Genomic DNA, 18,013 nt, shown 5'->3' on the forward strand with positions numbered 1-18,013 from the left:
AGGCAGATTCGTTCTGCGGGTGAATCTGCGCTTCCATATCTTACCGCTTACGGAGCTACGCCCCAGCTCAAACCGTCCGGAGAAGGCAGCGTGCGAGCTACGAGCAACCGCCTGACCGTTATTGGAGCGCCGACAAGCGCGGGGGCATATGCCCCTGGGCAGGAGAAAGCACCCGAAGCATTTCGACGCCATGGATTGATTCCCGCCTTGGAGCGGGTCGGATGGCAAGTTCGTGATGTGGGCGACGTTTCCTATTTTCGTTGGCGTCCGGACCCCGGCAATCCGAATTCGATGAACCTGGGAGCCGTGCGTGAAGCCGCGAGAGCCGTCTCCCAGCACGTCGCGCGCGCTATGGCGGATGGCGAGGCGGCACTCGTCCTTGGCGGCGACTGCACGATCGAACTGGGGGTCGTTGCCGGCACGCTGATCGATGATGGTTCAGTTGGATTGATCTATATCGATGGTGACGCAGATCTCAACGTGCCGGAAACCGCCGAAGGTTCACTCGACTGGACTGGCATCGCCCACATGCTTGACCTACCCGGCGCGCTTCCTGATCTGAGCGGTCTCGCATCGCGACGGCCAATGCTTCGCCCCTCCGAGGTGCTGCTATTCGGCGCTCATGAGGTCACAGCGCCCGAGTCAAGAACGATCGCTAGCAATGACATTAGGCACATTGGTCTGGCGGAGATCAAAGCAGACCCTGTAGCTGCAGCCGAACAAGCAAGGGCATGGGGACGCCGGTTTGATCGTCTGCTCGTTCATATCGACATTGATGTACTTGCGTTCACGTCGTTTCCGATTGCCGAGAACGTCCGCTACGGAGCGCGCGGTACCGGCCTCGAGTTGGAGGAGCTTGGTAACATACTTGATGTCCTCCTGGCAGCACCGAACTGGCGCGCACTTACCATAGCCGAGTTGAATCCGGATCACGCACCTGATGAGACCGCCGCATTTGACAGCCTCATTGCTATGCTGACGCAGGCACTCACACCCGTTGCAGCCGCCGATAGGTAGGAACTACGCGGTCGGAGTAGTGCCAGGCCGCCGCGTGTATCCGTGACCTAAGCTTCTCAGCGGTGAGCATTTCGCAAGGTCAGCCCGCCATTGCTGGACGGAAAGAAATTGCCGTGGAATCCAAAGGGAATTTGGTGGGGGCACTCCGCTCGAGCGATCTCGGTCATGCGAGACGCATCGAGAACGAGGAGAAACGACCTGTCGTTCCGCCCGTCCAGAACGACCGAAAGCAACACGCCCTCAGCTTCGTTGCCCGCATCCGGCGCGCCGACGAAGACGGGCTCTCCCGGATAGCATCCGGACTCCGCCCAGACAGCGCACTCGCCCGTCTCCACGTCGATCCGGACAAGGCTGTCGAGGAAATTGCCTGGCTTTCGATTCCCCGTGCCCCAGACCACACGGTAGGACTCTCCAGCGACCCTGCCATAGTCGACCCGCGGGAGTTCGATGGCGGTGGTGGTGATCTGATGCTTCTGCGCGGTGCGATCTGCGGTGCCGAGCGGGATGACATAGCGAGAGAGGGAGCCCACGGCATCGACCGGCTTGCCGGCGCGCAGACGCGCGAGGTAGAGCTGATCGATGATGCCGGCGTCGGGGTAAGTGACGAGGTCGAGCACGAGTTCGCCGCCTCGCTCATAGGCGTTGACATGATGAAAGGCGAAGACCGCTTCGGCTTCCGCCGTGGCGATCCGTCGGCCACTGTCCTTCTCGACGACCTGGAAGCGCAGCCCGCGCTCCGGTTGCCACCGATAGTTTCTGATGAAAGGTTCGCCGCTCAGGAGCAACCGCAAAGGGCTGACCACCAGCGGAAACTCCGCCAGGACGAGATAGCGCCTGGTCATCGCGAAACTATGCATGTACGCGGGCCGATCCACCGGTAAATCGGCGATCGTAGTTTCAGCGCCGTCCTCATCCGCCACGCGAAACAGCCGGTACCGACTTCGCCGGCCGAATTCCACCACATAGCTGAACTGGCAGCGGCGGGTTGCGTCATGGTGCGGATGAGCAATCGAAATCTGGCCGCCGAGCTGCTTGCCGTATTCGTAATGTCCCAATGTTTGGAGAGTTTCGGAATCGAACCGCACCGGCAGGGTCGTTTCCGTGAGCGCCACCAACGATCCACCAAGAGCGTTGACGCTGACATTGCAATTGTCGGTCGGCTTATCGAAAAATCTGGAGAGCACTCTGCCGAACAGCGTCCGACAGGGGTCGCTCGCGAACTCGCCGCGGCTCAAGCGGCCGGATCGCTGCTGTTCCCGATAGTTCGCCGAACGAATGAACCGGTTCGCATAGGAGACCTTGCCGTCGACGAAGGCAAACCGGTGCAGCATGGCGAGCCCGTCGAACCAGTGGTTCACGGTTTGCCTGCCGAGATCGAATTTGGCCGGCGCAGTGCGGAGCAACGCGCCCGACAGCCATGTCGGTACGGTGCCGACGACGGGAAGACTCTCGGCCGCAACCTCGCGGTCGAGATCAGCAAAGCCTTTGGCAAACATGGCGGTCATGACGTTATCCGGGTCTACCGGCTAACGCACAGGCGCGCGATTTGGTCCCAGCCCGTTGTTGGCGAACACCTCGCGCTATTGGCGCGCCTCGCCTATGCGAGGCTTGACTAAGTCTCATCTGAGGCATACTTTTGTCTCATCTGATTTTGAGGTTCCCGTGAGCCATCAAGCCGCGATCCTGGCCGGTCTGCTCGGCGTCAAGTCGAAGAACACAGAGACGACGCTTACCCTCGCCCGTTCCGTGGAGAAGGGCCTGCCGGTATCGGCGTTGGATAAATTCGCTGGCCGCGTATCCCCGCAGGACGTCCGTCACTTCACCTATCGTGTGGTGCCGAAGCCGACGCTGGAACGGCGCCGCAAGGAAAAGCAGCATCTGACGACCGAAGAGAGCGACCGGCTCACACGCGTCGCAAAAGTGTTCGCCTTCGGCCTCGAAGTGTTTCGCGACGAGGCCAAGGTGCGCGATTTTCTCAACCGGCCGCACCCGATGCTTGAAGACAAGACCCCGCTTGAACTGGCCTTGGCAACCGGCCCCGGGGCGGACGCCGTCGTCAACCTGCTGGGGCGTACAGCCTATAGCGGCGGCGTCTAGGCGTGCCGAAGAGCAATCGTGTCCTGACATGCTATCGCCTCGGGGACCCGGACGGCGCCTACCCCGTGTACGATGCCGAGGGATCGCGCCTCTACCCGGGCCGGTGGAATACGCGTACCAGCCCGATGATCTACGCATCCGAGCACTATTCCACCGCCATGCTCGAGAAGCTGGTGCATGCCAATCTGGTGATGCCCGCCAACCAGCACTTCATCGAGATCACGATACCAAACGGCGTGTTGTATGAAGTTTTCCAAACTGCGGCGCATCCCGGCTGGGATTCGCGAAACGAGACCATCTGCAAAAGCTTCGGCCAGAAATGGTGCGAGGAGAAGCGTTCGGCGCTCCTGATCGTCCCCTCAATCCCGGCGCGGCTGGAGCGTAACTTTCTGATCAACCCGGCTCACCCCGATGCCAAGAACATCACGCACACCCTGCCCGAGCCGGTGTGGTGGGATAAGCGGCTTTATGGGCGGTAGCTAGTCCGATCGGCGAATACGCTACGCTATTTCACCCTGCTTGCTATCGTTTCATCAATGGAACGATACAACCTGCGCCCCAGTTAACCAGCTCCACGTCGCAGAGCGATGAAGCTGTTCCAGCCTGGGAGATCGCCATGGCCATCCACTTCAATCATACGATTCTTTCGACCCACGATAGCAAGGCATCGGCAGCCTTCCTGGCCGAGATGCTCGGTCTGCCGGCCCCACGGAAGTGGGGGCCGTTTTATATGGTCACCACTGAAAACGGCGCCAACCTCGACTACATGGATGTCGACGGCGACATTGCTCCGCAGCACTATGCATTTCTGACCAGCGAAAGCGAGTTTGACGAGATCCTCGGCCGCGTCCGGGAACGGCAGCTTCCCTACTGGGCCGACCCCGGACGGACGCAACCGGGCAAGATCAACCACCACGACGGCGGGCGTGGCATCTACTTCCAGGAGAAGAACGGGCATCTTCTTGAAGTTATTACCCGCGAGTACGGCAGCGGCGGCTGGAAACCGTGACGGCCCGGCAGCCTACGCTCTACCTGCGCGCCAAACACTTCTCATAGCGCCAGACTTCGAGACCGAAATCATCCGGTCGCACTTTCATGCCGTCAATCCATCGGCGCGACCTTGCGGCCGGCGACGCCCGTCGCGCAGCCAAAGAAGTATTTTGAGAACTTCACCTCAAGGCCGTGGGCGCGCAGCATGGCCGCGACCTCGGCAGCACTGCCGAAGTTGGTGCTGTAAGTGCCGATCATCGCAAAATCCTGCGCGCCGCGGAGAAAGATACGCTCGATGAGCGGCAAGATCACCCTGAGATGAAACAGGTAGAGCGGCCGAAGCCACCACCCTTTCGGGTCCGACGCCTCGATCATGGAGAAAACGCCGCCGGGTTTCAGCACGCGCGCGATCAAGGCAGCCAGTCGCGCATGCTGCTCGGGGTTGAATGTCTTCAGGCCGAACGTGGAGATGACGAAGTCCGCGCTCTCCGACGGCAGGTCGCTTGCCAGCACGTCATCCTCGACGAATTCGATTCGGTGGGCACGGTGGGCGTGAAGTCGCGCCATGGCGCGGCGATGCATACCGGAGGAGATATCGACGGCGGTGATCGCGCCGATATCGTCAAAGCGCTTCAACAGATGAGGCCAGACCTCGCCGGTTCCTGCCATCAGATCGTAACCGCGAGTGCCGCCCCCTTGAAACACCGGCATCGCCGCCACGCATTGCTTGCGCCAGCGCTCGGTGAAGCCGAACGAGCAGATCAGGCTGAAGGTGATGTAGCGATCCGAGCAGCGATCGAACACGGCCTTCACGAACTGCGGGTCATAGATATCGCCCATTCCGCCTTATGCCCACTGTTCCCGATCAGGCCGCCGTCCGGAATTTGAAAGTGCTCGCGATTTCTTGCAGCCATCACCCCGCCGCCGCCCGTTCGATCTCCGCGATGTCGATCTTCTTCATCGTCATCATACTGTCCATCGCGCGCCTGGCGGCATCGCGATCGGGTCCGTTGAAAATCTCGAGCATCCGCTTGGGAATGATCTGCCAGGAAAAACCCCAACGGTCCTTGCACCAACCGCACTGCCCTTCCTCGCCCCCATTGGTGATGATCGCATTCCAATAGCGGTCGGTATCCTCCTGGCTGTCGGTCTGGACCATAAAGCTCACCGCCTCGTTCGGCTTGTAGTTGGGTCCGCCGTTGAGCCCCAGGAAGCGCCGGCCGAGCACGGTGAACTCGACCGTCAGTTCCTCGCCCTGCCCTACGCCCGGCTTGGCGGATGCATGGCCTGCGCCGACACGGCTATCGGGAAAGGTCGCAGCGTAAAACTCCGCCGCCTCACGCGCTCTGCCCTGATCGAACCACAGGCACGTTACAAGCTCTGCCATTGCAACCTCCTATCAAGAACTCGCGCCGTCGACTGGCTTCGAGGGTAGCGCCCGGGCGTCCACGCCACCGGCGAAGCGAGCGTCCCCCGCATTAAGCTTACGCCTTAACCAATAATTAATTATGGCTTTGCGGGCACGAAAGGCTCAGCTTAGCGTTTTGGCAATGCTGCTCAGTAACCTACGATGGGTGAGTGCCATGACCTATAGAACGACGTTGATCGCGTCTCTCAGTGCAGTCGCGCTTGTCCTTGCCGCGGGCGAGGCATTTGCCGATCCGGGCGTCGCGCGGGGTGCGGGCGTTGCGCCGTCGCGTCCGGCTTTCCCGGCATTCCCCAAATCGGGGCACCACCACCATCATCACCGGGGAGTAAGCGGTTTCTGGCCGACCGGCGGCGTTGTCTATGGTCTGTCGGATGAGGTCGACCGACCGGTCGTCGTGGAGGCTCCGCCACCCAAAACATCGGACGATATCCGCTTCACGTGCGTGTACGATATTCCCTGGGATTACGTCCATCGATGTCCGCAGTTCACCACGCCTCGGCAATAGTTTGAGAGCATCTGTGTGGACGCTGCTCCGCAATGCAGCCTCGGGCTGACGGCGGCGCGCAAACTACAAATGTTGTGCGTGCCAATGAGACCGGAGCCCGGTTCTGATCGAATCAGAGCCGGGCTCTAGATTCTGGTTCAGGCTTTCGCTGGAGAACGCTCTTATGCCTACATGCCCGGGCCTGCTCCGGCCGTGCGCCTCGTCGCATGCCCCGCCATTACGGAGAAATTCCCATGAATGACCAGACCCTCGTAGTCCAGTCCATGAAGGCCAGTACACACGGCTTTGCGAGTCTCGCCGTGCCGACGTATCGCGCCTCCACCATCGTCTTCGATTCCGCCGAAGCGTATCGGGATCGCGACAAGCGGGCGCCGGACGGCTACAGCTACGGCCTGTATGGCACCCCGACGACGCGAGAACTCGAGCAGAAACTGACGGCGCTCGAGAACGGTGTCCGCACCTTCCTCACCCCCTCCGGTCAGGCGTCAAACGCCTTCGCGTTGCTCGCACTGTTGTCTGCCGGCGACCGCCTGCTTATGGCCGACAACGTGTACCCTGCCACGCGCGCCTTTGCTGACCACGACCTCAGAAAGCTCGGCATCGACACCATCTTCTTCGATCCGACGTCATCGGAGGACCTTGCCGGCAAGCTCCGTGGCGGTGCGAAGATGGTCTGGTGCGAACAGCCGGGGTCGACGACCATGGAGGTGACGGACCTGCCGCGCCTTGCCGAACTGAGCCATGCGGCGGGCGCGCTGGTCGGATGCGACAATACCTGGGCAACGCCGCTCAACCTGAAGCCGCTCGATCTAGGAGCGGACATCGTCACCGAAGCGCTCACAAAATACGTCGCCGGCCATTCCGACGTCTTCATGGGCTCTATCACTGTGCGTAACGAGAAATTCGTCGAGACGATGCGTTCAACATTGGGCCGTTATGGCATAGGCGCCTCGCCCGACGACGCGTCTCTCGTGCTTCGAGGCATGGAAACGCTGGCCGTCAGGCTATCCTACAGCTCCCGGGTGGCGACTGATATTGCCTCGTGGCTCGCCTCACAGCCGTTGGTCGAGGCGATGCTCTTCCCGCCGCTGCCGCAATCGCCGGGCCACGCCCTCTGGAAGCGCGACTTCCGAGGCGCGAGCGGTGTGTTCAGCGTGATCTTTCGGCGAGGTCTGGCGGCCCGCGTGCTTCAAGCTCTCGATACGCTGCGCATATTCTCGATCGGAGCTTCCTGGGGAGGAACGCGCAGCCTTGTGGCACCGATGCCCGTCGTACAGCATCGCAGCGTCACGCCCTGGCCCCACGACGATTTGGTTTTGCGCTTCAGCATCGGGCTCGAAGCGGAACAGGATCTCCATGCAGACGTCGAAAGGCTCTTGCAGAGATTATCGGCGGATCCGCAGTGAGTGACGGAGAAGCTCGTGGCCACAATAGTGAAGGCTAATCCGAGCTGGCGGAATGCCTATTCCGCCTATGACTGATCTACATTTCAAACAGCATGAGCGTCGCGGGCCAAGAGGCGACATGCCGGATTCAAATTGCCTGCAGGGTCGCGCTCTCTCGCGATGCGGCTGCCGCATCACGCATGACGCCGGACACGGTGCTGTATGCCTCCACCCAGGCGGACTTCGCCGCTGGCGTCCAAGCCTCTTTCAACCCCTGCTCCAGTGTCCATAGCAAGGCTGCACCAACCGTTTCGTAATGCCGATCCTCTACGCCATACCGAATATGGTTCCGCCCGAGGATCTCTAGTGTCGGTATCAACGACGGCAAGTCATCGACACTGTTGATCACGGCACTCAGTGCCTGGACGAGCTTCCGGCGCTGCTCTTTCATATCTGCATTCTTGAACAATCGCTGCAGCGATGGATCGAGCGTAAACAGTCTCTCATAGAACAAACCAGCCGCGATATCGCTGATCGGAATCACCTTTGCCCAGGTCGTCTTGAGAAGTTCTTTAGTTTCAGGAGACATGGCAGCACTTTCCTATCCGTTTGAATAATCTGATCGGAACACTGCAAATATGTACTGGGCCAACGCGCCTAGGTTCGATACCGGCACAATGATTTGTTGAGATCAGTACGTTCTCTTATTGCGAACGGCCCCAAATGGAGCAGCGGGTCGCAGTTCATCTTTAGACCCACAGCAACGGTCACTTCGGTTCGGGGGGCGCGTGCGCGCCCCCGACACCAACATTAGCGTCAACGCGCTCCGGCGTACCGGTCAGATGACCTGGCCGCCGGAGACTTCGATCCGCTGGGCGTTGATCCAACGATTGTCCTCGCAGAGCAGGCTCGCGATCATCGGACCGATGTCATCGGGCTGGCCGACACGGCCGAGGGTGGTCATGCCCGCGAAGGTCTTGTTGAGATCCGGCGTATCGCGGACGGCGCCGCCGAGGAAGTCGGTCTCGATCGCGCCCGGCGCCACCGTGTTGACCGCAATGCCGCGACTGCCCAGCTCCTTCGCCATGTAAACGCTGAGCACTTCCACCGCACCTTTCGCCGCCGCATAGGCGGAGAAGCCGGGGAAGGAGACGCGGGTCAGGCCGGTGGAAAGATTCACGATCCGGCCGCCATCGGCGATCAGCGGCAGCAACGCCTGAGTGAGGAAGAACACGCCCTTGAAGTGAACGTTGACCAGCTTGTCGAACTGCGCCTCGGTCGTCTCGGTGATCGACGCCATGTCGCCATGGCCGGCATTGTTGACGAGGTGATCGAATGTGTCGCGTTGCCAGGTCTTCCGAAGCATCGTCCGCAGTCGGTCGGCGAACGAGGCGAAAGTAGAGACATCGCTGACGTCGAGCTGCAGGGCGATCGCCTTGCGGCCGATCCCCGCGATCTCGGCAACAACGGCTTCGGCGTCCTGCCGCCGGCTTTGATAGGTGATGATGACGTCGCTGCCCTTGCGGGCGATGTTGAGCGCCGTGTTCCGGCCGAGCCCGCGGCTTGCACCGGTAATGAGGGCGATCTTGGTCATGGTCAGACTCCCATTGCATGCGTGACCACGCCGATATGGCGCACGCGAGCCAGCCATAGTTGCCAGAACCTCGACGATCTTTGCCTAATCCTCCAGATCGAATTTACGCATCAATCCGGGCGCGATAGGATTGCCGCATGACCGACACTCTCCTCAAGGCTGTTCGCCGCTATGCGCAGGCCAATGCCGATCCGGCCGGGATTGCTCGGACTCCCATTGCCGGTCTGACGGCCATTCGTGCGACTGCACCGAGCGGCCTCGACTACGCGATCTCCCGACCGCTCGTCTGTCTCGTGCTGCAGGGAACCAAGCACGTGACGATGGGCAATCGGGCCTTCACGTTCAGCGCGGGTGACTCTTTGCTGGTCACGGCTGACGTTCCAACGGTGAGCCAGGTCAAGCGGGCGAGCATCGCCTCGCCCTACTTCGCGCTCGTGTTGGACCTGGACCCGGCAGTGATCGCAGACCTCGCCGTAGAGATGAAAGCCGTGCCGACCGCCGACGGCGCGCCCGTGCGCTGGGAGCCGACCGATGCCGAGGTTACCGACGCGGCCCTTCGGCTGATGCGCCTGATTGAGCGCCCAGCGTCCGTGCCAGTGCTGCGCACACAGTTGATACGTGAGATGCATTACTGGCTTCTGACCGGTCGGCACGGGGAGGCGATCCGGCGTCTTGGCTGGCCGGACGGTCACGTGCAGCGAGTGGCGCGCGCGGTCGCAGTGCTTCGGGCCAAGTTCGCCCAGCCATTACCGGTCGAGCAACTGGCGGCCGTTTCCGGGATGAGCCCGTCGTCCTTCCATCAGCATTTCCGGGCAGTGACGTCGCTTTCGCCGCTGCAGTTCCAGAAACAATTGCGTCTGATCGAGGCGCGACGCCTGATGTTATCCGAAGGGATGGCCGCGAGCAGCGCGGCCTTTGCGGTCGGCTACGAGAGCGCGTCGCAGTTCACCCGGGAATACGGCCGCCTGTTCGGCTTGCCGCCGGGCCGGGAGACCAAGGCAGCGAGAGGGAACGTCCAGGCCGCCTGATTCACCATGCGCACCGTTCACCAGTTCGTCACGATGAGCACACCGCGTGGCTATCGATAATTACTTCCTTGCCACAACGAACGGCCGCCCGTCCTTACCACGCGAGGCATGGCGGGCGCGCTCGATGATTTCAAATCCCGCTGCCGAAATTTCGCGCTCCAGGTCCTCCGCGGACAGGAACGCCACATAGGGCGCCTTGCCGACGAGCTGCATCAGGGGCAGCGCAATGCGCAATAGCGGATTCATTTCCTTCAGGCACGGCGTCTTGGAAATGAAGACCCCGCCGGGCCGCAGCAGCCGATGGACGCCTCGGAGCGCCGCTTCGCGCTCCTCCACCAGATGCAGGACATTGAAGCCGAAAGCGATATCGAAACTCCCGTCCGGCCACGGCGCCGCCTCGGGCCGCGCCACTTCGAACGTGGCGTTGCTGCAGCCTTCGGCTTTCGCCTTTTCGCGCGCGATCGCGATCATTTCGCCCGATAAGTCGGTCGCCACAATGCGCCCGACCGATGATGCAAGTCTTAGCGCCGTCGTTCCCGTTCCGCATCCGAACTCAAACGCTGTTTCGTCCCCCTTGAGATAATGTCGCGTCCGCTCAAGCGTGCGCTCATAGCCCGCCATGTCGGCGATCGGGTCGGCGGCATATTTGCGCGCAGCGCGATCCCAGAACTGCGCGTCATTTGCAACACGAAACATGGCGGCTCTCCTGCGCGGCGGCTTCTAGCATATGTGCAGGAAATGGAAATGCTAACGGCGACGCAGGTCCGCGGGGTGGATTCGCGAAAGCGTAGCCCGCCGTTCACGCGTTCGTCATGATGTGACAATGCGGTGAATTACGCCCTCGACCAACTAACTAATTAATCGCGGCCAGAAAAGACTGTCGCAACGACAATTCGTGACAGACCGCGATGCCCGTTTTAGACAGGACCGACGGCACCGGACGAGCGATCAGGCAGGGACGTAGGTCAGCCGGACCGTATCCTCGCCAATATGATCGGTGGCGACGAGGCGAAGGGGCGGCCGGGGGCCGGCGAAGAATGGCTTGCCCCGGCCAAGCACAAAGGGGCGGAAGTACAGTCGGTACTCATCAACAAGGCCAGCGTCGCCCAGGCTTCGCGCCAAGTCTGGTCCGGCGACTTCAATCTCACCGCCGAGCCGAGCCTTCAGCTCACGGACCGCCTCGATACCATCCGTGAAGAGTGTGGCGTTGGGGCCGACGGACTTCAACGAGCGCGATACCACCCACTTCGGTTGGCTCCGCCACACCGCCGCATAATTGTGTTCTTCCGCGCCCCAATCGGGCTGGTCTTCGTCCCAATACCGCATCACCTCGTAGATGCGGCGACCGTACACACTGCCGGTGAAACCGCGCACTTGCTCGATGAAGTGACGAAAGAGCACCGGATCCGGTGGCCCCATCGCCGTGTGGTCGACGTAGCCATCCAGGGACAGATTCATTCCGAAAACGAGCTTCGCCATGTTCTGTCCTTTACTTCCAGCGAGGATCGCCGAGCGGACTCTCCGTCACGGCGGTTGCAGTTTGCAACTGGTTGTAGCCTACCGAGACTGGTTTTATATTGCAATCAGTTTTTCGGAGTGAGCATGTGGGTCACCAGGGCGCAGCCTAGGGTGGGCAAAGGCGCTCCGAGCTGGCCGTAATTGTGGTCAACCCTCCACGGCGTTCTCATGAACCCCGCTGCCGCGAAGGCCCCAGAGGATCAGCGCAAAGGATATGATTCCCGTCGGGGCGGCTGGGTACATGACGAGTTGGATCAGCATCTCCTGAGCGTCGCTCCCACGAGCGCCGGCCGCCGCGATCGGAATGATCGAACCGCCGGCTCCCAAGAGAGCCGCGATCACGAAACCGGCGATCGTTGCAAGCGCGGAATAGATGAGAAACCAGAATGCCAGCCGTGACGGCATCGATGTGAGCTTCAGCTTCGGCCAGACCAGACCCACGGCCACAAGCAACACTCCGGTGAATCCGCTGAGCGTGTGAACCGAACGGCCGAGATTGGGTGCGGCGAAATACGGCACCGCAAATCCCTGGAAGCTCGTGAAGAGGAACAGGGCCACGCCGATCTGAATCAGCCGGTGACCCTGGACGGCTAGTCGCGTCGCGCTCATGCGTTGCTCCTTTTCGGTTTTGTAGCCGTGATGTCTAGAGCCGGTCCTGATTGAATCAGAACCGGGCTCTGGATTTTTGTTTTGACGCGTTTTCTTGACGTGAACCGGACCAGATCGAGTACCGCATTTACCGCGTCACCTGATTGCTGCGCCTTGTGAGATTTATCGAGTGCTTCGATAAGGAAGATTCCGCAGCTACGGAATTCCACGCTGGCCTCGGCCGTGCAGGGCTTAGCGCAGTTCGCTTGCGGTTGCCCGCGCGGTCTCGACGAACTGGCGAAGCGCGCGCCGGGCGCCGCGCGGCCGCCATGCGATCGCGAGTTCCCAAGCGAGATCGTCGGGCGCCTCGACGAGAGGCACGAACGCGACCCCCTCGACGTTCATGGTTCGCGCGCCCGAAGGTACGAGGGCCAAGCCGAGTCCGGCGGCGACGAGGCTCAGGATTGTGTGCATCTGCCGTGCTTCCTGTGCGATACGCGGCAGAAAGCCGGCCCGTCGGCAGGCCTGCATGATCCGTGTGTGAAGAGCCGGACCCTGCCGGTGGGGGAACAGAATGAAGGCGTGCTCGGCGAGATCTGTGAGCCTGCACTGGCCGGCTGACGCGAACGGGCTGGCCGCAGGGACGGCGATGGCGACCTGATCGCGGTGGATCAGTTCGATCGTGAGGCCGTCAATCTCCTCTACTGGTGGGTGAAGGAAACCGAGATCAACTGTGCCGGTCGCCAGGTCTGATAGCTGTGCGTCGGTCGGGCGCTCATCGAGCCGAATGGCCGCCTCTGGCCAGGCTTCCTGAAAACGGCGGATCGCGGCCGGGAGCACGCGATAGAGCGCCGCAGACACGAACGTCACCGAGAGCTCGGCAAGTTCGTCGGACGCAGCGCGCCGCGCAAGGCGCACGGCCTCGTCGCCTTGGGCGAGCGTCCGCCGCGCCTCCTCGAGGAACACCCGACCGGCCGGCGTGAGGCTCACGACGCGCTGGGTTCTTTCGAAGAGCGGGAAGCCGAGCTGAGCTTCGAGTCGCCTGATCGCTTGGCTCAGGGGCGGCTGAGCCATGACGAGCCGCGCTGCGGCCCGCCCGAAATGCAGTTCCTCAGCCACAGCCACGAACTGGCGCATGTGCAGTAGATCAACGGCCATATCCTGATCGTCTCAATAAAGATCGCATTGATATTGGTAACGTGGAACGCGAAGCACAACCTCCCTCGCATCGGCAACCGCAACCGGTGCTCTCGCCTCGAGCGCCGGCATTCAAGGAAGTGACGATGCGATTCTTGTCATTCGCCATGGCCACGGCGACGGCCTTGCTTACCCCGATCCAGGCCGGGGCAGAGATCTGGCGCGAGAATTTCCGCGTTTCCTCGGAACCCGGGATAGAGTTGGCCCTCCGCGAGGTACGCGATACCGACGCGCGGGCGTCAAGGCCACCCGTGATCCTTCTGCACGGCGCTCGCGTACCGGGCGTCGCCTCCTTCGACCTTCCGGTCGAGGGCGGCTCGCTCGCCGCCGACCTTGCGCGCGCCGGCCACCGGGTGTTCCTTATGGACGCGCGCGGCTACGGCGGGTCGTCGCGCCCCGGTCAGGACGGGCCGCAGGATGGTCAACCGCTCACCAACTCGCACGAGATCGTACGCGACATTGGTGCCGTCGTGAGCGCAGTCGAACGCCGAACGGGCAGCGACCGCGTCGCACTCCTCGGCTGGGCAACCGGCGGGCACTGGGCCGGCATGTATGCCGCGCTTCACCCCGAGCGGGTCAGCCACCTCGTCGTCTACAACAGTCTTTATGGCGCAACGCGCGGGCACCCTTCGTTGGGGCCCGATGGCGAGAACGCTGACCCGGCGGATCGCAGCCGCTTCAACGTTGCGAGGTTCGGCACCTATCGGCTGAACACCGCCGACTCGTTGTTGCCCTCATGGGACCGCTCGATCCCGGCTCGGGACAAAGCAGGCTGGCGCGATCCGGCGGTGGTCGAGGCCTATCTGAAAGCGGCGCTCGCGTCTGATCCGACCTCCACCAAGCGCAGCCCGCCGGCGTTCCGGGCGCCCTCGGGCGCGATGGAGGACAGCTTCTATCTCGCCTCGGGCCGACAGTTGTGGGACGCGGCGTCGATCACGGCGCGGGTGTTGATCGTGCGCTCAGGCAATGATTTCTGGAGCCGGCCAGAGGACGTGACGGCCTTGGCAAGTCACTTGGCCAATGCTGTCGAGGTGCGCACCGTCACGATTCCGAACGCCACCCACTACGTTCACCTCGGTCGCGCCGAGCATGGGCGGGCGCAGTTCCTGAGCGAGGTTACACGCTTCCTCGCGCAGCCACCCCTGGCGGCGGCGCGATGACGCAGATAGCGGCCATCGCTGAGCGGATGGCGGCTTCTGGGTTCCCGGATAGAGACTATCGACAGCGACCGGTCAAATCTTTGTGCACAGATACGAGCGGGGTCCCAACAACAGGCGCTCAAGAACACCGTCACCCTGCATATCACCAGGCGTGGACGCCGGCCGACGAGTACGTCACGGCTTAGGCTCTGCATCGCTTGACACCTCGATGTTCGAGGCTTACATGCTTCGTATGGCTCGCCTGCCTCGCCCCGTAAAGGCCATCCGTTCGGCGCCTCGCCCAATGCTCGATTACACCGATCGCGCGTACTGGCAGGGAACGATCAAGATGTCGCTTTCCAAGTTCTTCGTGCTTTGCGTGCTTCATCAGAAGCGGATGCACGGATACGAGGTTGTCCAAGCAGTCCAAAGAACGACAAAGGGATGCTGCAGTCCTACCGAGGGAACGGTCTATCCGGTGCTCAACGAGTTTGAGGCAGGCGGCTACCTCACCTCGCATTCCGAGATTGTCCAGGGGCGCGAGCGGAAGGTCTACACCCTCACCAGGAAGGGGCGCGAAGCGTTCCAGACCGCAGTCGACGCATGGCTGGAGGCGACAGATTGCATTATCGCCAGCAAGGCAGCAGCAGATGCGATGAATCGTTCGCGCGGCAAAGCCAAATACACATGCTGATATTTTTTTGCACTGATACATCGATGGATCAAGGCATCGGTATCCGATGCGTCTGTTGGGTCGCTGCTTATATGCATTTCAAAGAGTCAAATGAACATGGTCATCGCGCTTGGCAGCGCTCAGGCCGGCCGCAGGATTGACCTGTTCGGCGGCCGCGACGTGCTGGCCGTTATCGGTCGCTCGAACTCGCCGGCTTCGTCGCTCTCCTTGCTCCCACCCCTTCATCGACGGTTGAACAAGCATGAGACTTCGTTCACTTGCCAATCCGGATTTCCTGCCCGCGCTCGACAAGCGCTACGCCCTGCAACGGCCGGAAACCGACCTTGGCGGCGGTCCACAGTATCCCCCACGCATCCTGCTGCTCTACGGGTCGCTGCGGGAACGCTCCTATTCCCGGTTCGTCGTCGAGGAGGCAGCGCGCCTGCTGCGGTTCTTCGGAGCCGAGCCGCGGATATTCGATCCCTCGGATTTGCCGCTACCCGATCAGGTCAGGGCGGACAATCACCCCGCGGTCCACGAGTTGCGCGAGCTCGCCATGTGGTCGGAAGGACAGATCTGGTGCAGCCCGGAGCGCCACGGCCAGATCACCGGCGTCATGAAGGCGCAGATCGATCACTTGCCGCTCGACATCGGCGGCATGCGGCCTACCCAGGGCCGGACACTGGCCGTCATGCAGGTTTGCGGCGGCTCGCAGTCGTTCAATGCGGTGAATACGCTTAGGCTCTTGGGACGCTGGATGCGGATGTTCACCATCCCCAACCAATCGAGCGTCGCGAAGGCCTTCCAGGAGTTCGATGAAGCCGGACGGATGCGGCCGTCTGGCTACTACGAGCGGATCGTCGACGTGGTCGAGGAACTTTTCCGTTTCACGATCTTGCTCCGACCGCATGTCGCTACCCTGAGCGACCGATACTCCGAGCGCAAGGAGGCGGGCCGCCCGGCGAAAGATGTCGAGGCTGACCTGTCGGCGATCGCAACAGCGCACCAGCGGTAAGGAACACGAGCGTGACGAAGCTGGTCCGGCCGACTGATCTCCACTTGGTCAAGCGCGACCGAGACTGGCCGCAGGGCATCGCCCCTCTGGCACGCCTGCGGGCCTTGCGCTCCACACGACGCTTCAATTCTCCGCAGACCCCGCCCCTCCCTTTACTTCCCGGCTGGTCCCGCCCAAAGGACGCGAGGCGAACAAGCGCCCTGCTAACGTTTCGTCGAGCGACGGCGCGAACTGACGTTCTTCCCTATGGAAGAGTGCTTTGAAGAAAAGAGTGTCAGACGCCGAATTGATTGTTCTGGCGATCAAGGCGGTCGCGAGCACGGCAAAGGCCAGGCGAGCCAGAAGCACGCTCGTAAGGTCAGCGCCGAGCGCGACGACGACCACCGTATCCTCGATGAGGCTGTGGGCAAAACCCATGAACACGCAAGCGAGGAATATCTGACGCGGCTCTGCGCTAGCCGTGCGCGCCTCGCGGATCAGCAGTCCTGCGCCATAGGAAATCCCAAGAAACAGGCCGACAGCGGCGAAAGGTACCGTCTGCTTTTCAATGCCAGCCAGTCGAAAGAGTGGCGCAAGCCCTCTGTTCATCCAATCCAGGATGCCCGACATCTTGAGAAGCTCGATTAGCCAGCTCAGCGAAAGCAGAACGAACAGCATGATCGCCAAGGTCTTGAGTGTGCCCAGGAGAACGCCGCTCCAACCGGTGCTTTCACTCATCGGCATCCAGGCCGGCTTCACCGGCTCGGACTGCCATCCGGTGGCGGCGAATATCTGGTGCAGAAGGACGACAAAGATCAACCCTCCGCCGATACGAAGCGCCGCGGTGACCAGGAAGCCAGGTCCGGCTTTTTGAATTATCCGTTGCTCGATCGGAATGGCGTGCGCAAACAGCAAAAGAGCCGAAAAAACTGTCATGTCGGCTGTGCTGAGTGCTGAAAGCGGAACCAGGGTGAATATGGTCACAAGCGCCCCCCAGATCCCGACCAGCAATCCGGTCAGCCAGGCAAAGGCGAGTTCGGGTGGCAATCCCACCAGCGTCATGACTGGGGAGAAGAACGGAGAAATCGCCTGGATGACACCAAGGTCCTGCAGAAGCTGGGTGACTATCGCAACCGGCACGATGACGCGAACCAGCTCCCAATAGATTTCAAGCGTTTCCAATGTCTTGCGATAGACGGCGGTGCAGATCGCCATTGGCGGCTCCATCAGCGTTGGAGCCCCGTGACTAGCGGGAGACGCTTCGCATTTGCGGTCAAACTTTGCGATTCTGTGCAATAAAATTGCAATCGACGGACGCCGAGCGAGGACCGAGATGGACAAGATCGACAGGAAGCTTCTCAACCTGCTCCAGGATGACGCTTCACGGACGAACGCCGAACTGGCGGAATTGGTCGGGCTTTCTCCCTCGAGCTGCCTGCGCCGCATTCGACGACTGAAGAAAAGCGGCGTCATCAGCCACGTTGTCGCGCTTCTTGCCCCGGCCAAGGCTGGCCGAGGCATGAAGGCGTTCGTCACCATCGAACTGGAGCGACATGGCGAGCAATACATGCATGATTTTTTGGAACGGGCCGCTCAGGAAACGGCCGTCACTCAGGCCTACAGCGTGAGCGGCCAAACCGACGCCGTCCTCATGCTACGCTTGACGGATATGGACGAGTTCGATGCGCTGTGCGAGCGGCTGTTCCGAGAGCGAAGCAATGTCGCACGATACTACACCATGTTCGTGATCCGAACGGCCAAAGAAGTGACCGCAATTCCGCTCTAGATTCTACAGTTCGATAGACCTACCGGCTGCCTTCGCATTGCGGTCGTTCGCGACCACATGCTCAGCGGGGGCG

At 61.6% G+C, this 18,013-nt stretch carries 21 protein-coding genes; 11 read left to right on the forward strand and 10 right to left on the reverse strand.

Annotated features, from left to right (window positions below):
- The first annotated feature begins 90 nt into the window (after positions 1 to 90).
- A complete protein-coding gene (locus tag V1277_RS34805) occupies positions 91 to 1,017 on the forward strand; it encodes an arginase family protein (protein WP_334420226.1) in 927 nt (308 codons plus the stop codon).
- A 56-nt stretch (positions 1,018 to 1,073) separates the two neighbouring features.
- Here the strand turns inward: V1277_RS34805 and V1277_RS34810 are convergent, their stop codons facing one another.
- On the reverse strand, positions 1,074 to 2,522 hold the full coding sequence (locus V1277_RS34810; RefSeq protein WP_334420227.1) for a carotenoid oxygenase family protein: 1,449 nt from the start codon (positions 2,520 to 2,522) through the stop codon (positions 1,074 to 1,076).
- Positions 2,523 to 2,679: 157 nt separating this feature from the next.
- Here V1277_RS34810 and V1277_RS34815 point away from each other — a divergent pair, with 157 nt between their 5' ends.
- From V1277_RS34815 to V1277_RS34825, 3 genes are all read left to right on the forward strand, one after another.
- Positions 2,680 to 3,114 carry an antitoxin Xre/MbcA/ParS toxin-binding domain-containing protein gene (locus tag V1277_RS34815; RefSeq protein WP_334420228.1) on the forward strand — a complete coding sequence of 145 codons (435 nt, stop codon included), beginning with the start codon at positions 2,680 to 2,682 and terminating at the stop codon, positions 3,112 to 3,114.
- A 2-nt stretch (positions 3,115 to 3,116) separates the two neighbouring features.
- The gene (locus V1277_RS34820) at positions 3,117 to 3,593 is read left to right on the forward strand and encodes an RES family NAD+ phosphorylase (protein ID WP_334420229.1); all 477 of its coding nucleotides are present in this window, start codon (positions 3,117 to 3,119) and stop codon (positions 3,591 to 3,593) included.
- 137 nt (positions 3,594 to 3,730) lie between these two features.
- Positions 3,731 to 4,123: a VOC family protein gene (locus V1277_RS34825; RefSeq protein WP_334420230.1), complete on the forward strand. Its 393-nt coding sequence runs from the start codon at positions 3,731 to 3,733 to the stop codon at positions 4,121 to 4,123.
- A gap of 92 nt (positions 4,124 to 4,215) precedes the next feature.
- On the opposite strand, the gene V1277_RS34830 is transcribed toward V1277_RS34825, so the two are convergent.
- Positions 4,216 to 4,944 carry a class I SAM-dependent methyltransferase gene (locus tag V1277_RS34830; protein WP_334420231.1) on the reverse strand — a complete coding sequence of 243 codons (729 nt, stop codon included), beginning with the start codon at positions 4,942 to 4,944 and terminating at the stop codon, positions 4,216 to 4,218.
- Between the two features lie 73 nt (positions 4,945 to 5,017).
- Entirely contained in the window at positions 5,018 to 5,491 is a 474-nt protein-coding gene (locus tag V1277_RS34835; RefSeq protein ID WP_334420232.1) for a VOC family protein, read from the reverse strand.
- A gap of 196 nt (positions 5,492 to 5,687) precedes the next feature.
- Here V1277_RS34835 and V1277_RS34840 point away from each other — a divergent pair, with 196 nt between their 5' ends.
- Together V1277_RS34840 and V1277_RS34845 are read left to right on the forward strand one after the other, a co-directional pair.
- A complete protein-coding gene (locus V1277_RS34840) occupies positions 5,688 to 6,038 on the forward strand; it encodes a hypothetical protein (RefSeq protein ID WP_334420234.1) in 351 nt (116 codons plus the stop codon).
- Between the two features lie 233 nt (positions 6,039 to 6,271).
- A complete protein-coding gene (locus tag V1277_RS34845) occupies positions 6,272 to 7,444 on the forward strand; it encodes a trans-sulfuration enzyme family protein (protein WP_334420235.1) in 1,173 nt (390 codons plus the stop codon).
- Positions 7,445 to 7,571: 127 nt separating this feature from the next.
- On the opposite strand, the gene V1277_RS34850 is transcribed toward V1277_RS34845, so the two are convergent.
- A complete protein-coding gene (locus V1277_RS34850; RefSeq protein WP_334375910.1) occupies positions 7,572 to 8,012 on the reverse strand; it encodes a globin family protein in 441 nt (146 codons plus the stop codon).
- A gap of 249 nt (positions 8,013 to 8,261) precedes the next feature.
- The gene (locus V1277_RS34855; protein ID WP_334420236.1) at positions 8,262 to 9,017 is read right to left on the reverse strand and encodes an SDR family oxidoreductase; all 756 of its coding nucleotides are present in this window, start codon (positions 9,015 to 9,017) and stop codon (positions 8,262 to 8,264) included.
- Between the two features lie 137 nt (positions 9,018 to 9,154).
- Here V1277_RS34855 and V1277_RS34860 point away from each other — a divergent pair, with 137 nt between their 5' ends.
- Positions 9,155 to 10,045: an AraC family transcriptional regulator gene (locus V1277_RS34860; protein WP_334420237.1), complete on the forward strand. Its 891-nt coding sequence runs from the start codon at positions 9,155 to 9,157 to the stop codon at positions 10,043 to 10,045.
- A 60-nt stretch (positions 10,046 to 10,105) separates the two neighbouring features.
- Here the strand turns inward: V1277_RS34860 and V1277_RS34865 are convergent, their stop codons facing one another.
- The 4 genes from V1277_RS34865 to V1277_RS34880 form a co-directional block, all read right to left on the reverse strand.
- On the reverse strand, positions 10,106 to 10,741 hold the full coding sequence (locus tag V1277_RS34865; RefSeq protein WP_334420238.1) for a class I SAM-dependent methyltransferase: 636 nt from the start codon (positions 10,739 to 10,741) through the stop codon (positions 10,106 to 10,108).
- 252 nt (positions 10,742 to 10,993) lie between these two features.
- Positions 10,994 to 11,524, reverse strand: a complete 531-nt coding sequence (locus tag V1277_RS34870; RefSeq protein WP_334420239.1) for a dihydrofolate reductase family protein — start codon at positions 11,522 to 11,524, stop codon at positions 10,994 to 10,996.
- Positions 11,525 to 11,710: 186 nt separating this feature from the next.
- Positions 11,711 to 12,172, reverse strand: coding sequence for a hypothetical protein (locus V1277_RS34875; RefSeq protein ID WP_334420240.1), 462 nt, complete (start codon positions 12,170 to 12,172; stop codon positions 11,711 to 11,713).
- Between the two features lie 231 nt (positions 12,173 to 12,403).
- A complete protein-coding gene (locus tag V1277_RS34880; RefSeq protein ID WP_334420241.1) occupies positions 12,404 to 13,288 on the reverse strand; it encodes a LysR family transcriptional regulator in 885 nt (294 codons plus the stop codon).
- A gap of 146 nt (positions 13,289 to 13,434) precedes the next feature.
- On the opposite strand from V1277_RS34880, the gene V1277_RS34885 reads away from it, so the two are divergent.
- The 3 genes from V1277_RS34885 (at position 13,435) to arsH (ending at position 16,175) form a co-directional block, all read left to right on the forward strand.
- Positions 13,435 to 14,508: an alpha/beta fold hydrolase gene (locus tag V1277_RS34885; protein ID WP_334420242.1), complete on the forward strand. Its 1,074-nt coding sequence runs from the start codon at positions 13,435 to 13,437 to the stop codon at positions 14,506 to 14,508.
- Between the two features lie 283 nt (positions 14,509 to 14,791).
- The gene (locus tag V1277_RS34890) at positions 14,792 to 15,181 is read left to right on the forward strand and encodes a PadR family transcriptional regulator (protein ID WP_334382535.1); all 390 of its coding nucleotides are present in this window, start codon (positions 14,792 to 14,794) and stop codon (positions 15,179 to 15,181) included.
- Between the two features lie 241 nt (positions 15,182 to 15,422).
- Positions 15,423 to 16,175, forward strand: coding sequence for an arsenical resistance protein ArsH (arsH, locus tag V1277_RS34895; RefSeq protein WP_334420243.1), 753 nt, complete (start codon positions 15,423 to 15,425; stop codon positions 16,173 to 16,175).
- A gap of 123 nt (positions 16,176 to 16,298) precedes the next feature.
- On the opposite strand, the gene V1277_RS34900 is transcribed toward arsH, so the two are convergent.
- Positions 16,299 to 17,369: a nucleoside recognition domain-containing protein gene (locus V1277_RS34900; RefSeq protein WP_334420244.1), complete on the reverse strand. Its 1,071-nt coding sequence runs from the start codon at positions 17,367 to 17,369 to the stop codon at positions 16,299 to 16,301.
- Between the two features lie 118 nt (positions 17,370 to 17,487).
- Between V1277_RS34900 and V1277_RS34905 the strand changes: the two genes are divergently transcribed.
- Entirely contained in the window at positions 17,488 to 17,940 is a 453-nt protein-coding gene (locus V1277_RS34905; protein ID WP_334420245.1) for an Lrp/AsnC family transcriptional regulator, read from the forward strand.
- Positions 17,941 to 18,013: the final 73 nt, after the last annotated feature.

Origin of the sequence: Bradyrhizobium sp. AZCC 1588 (assembly GCF_036924735.1) — a bacterium.
Lineage (GTDB): Bacteria > Pseudomonadota > Alphaproteobacteria > Rhizobiales > Xanthobacteraceae > Bradyrhizobium.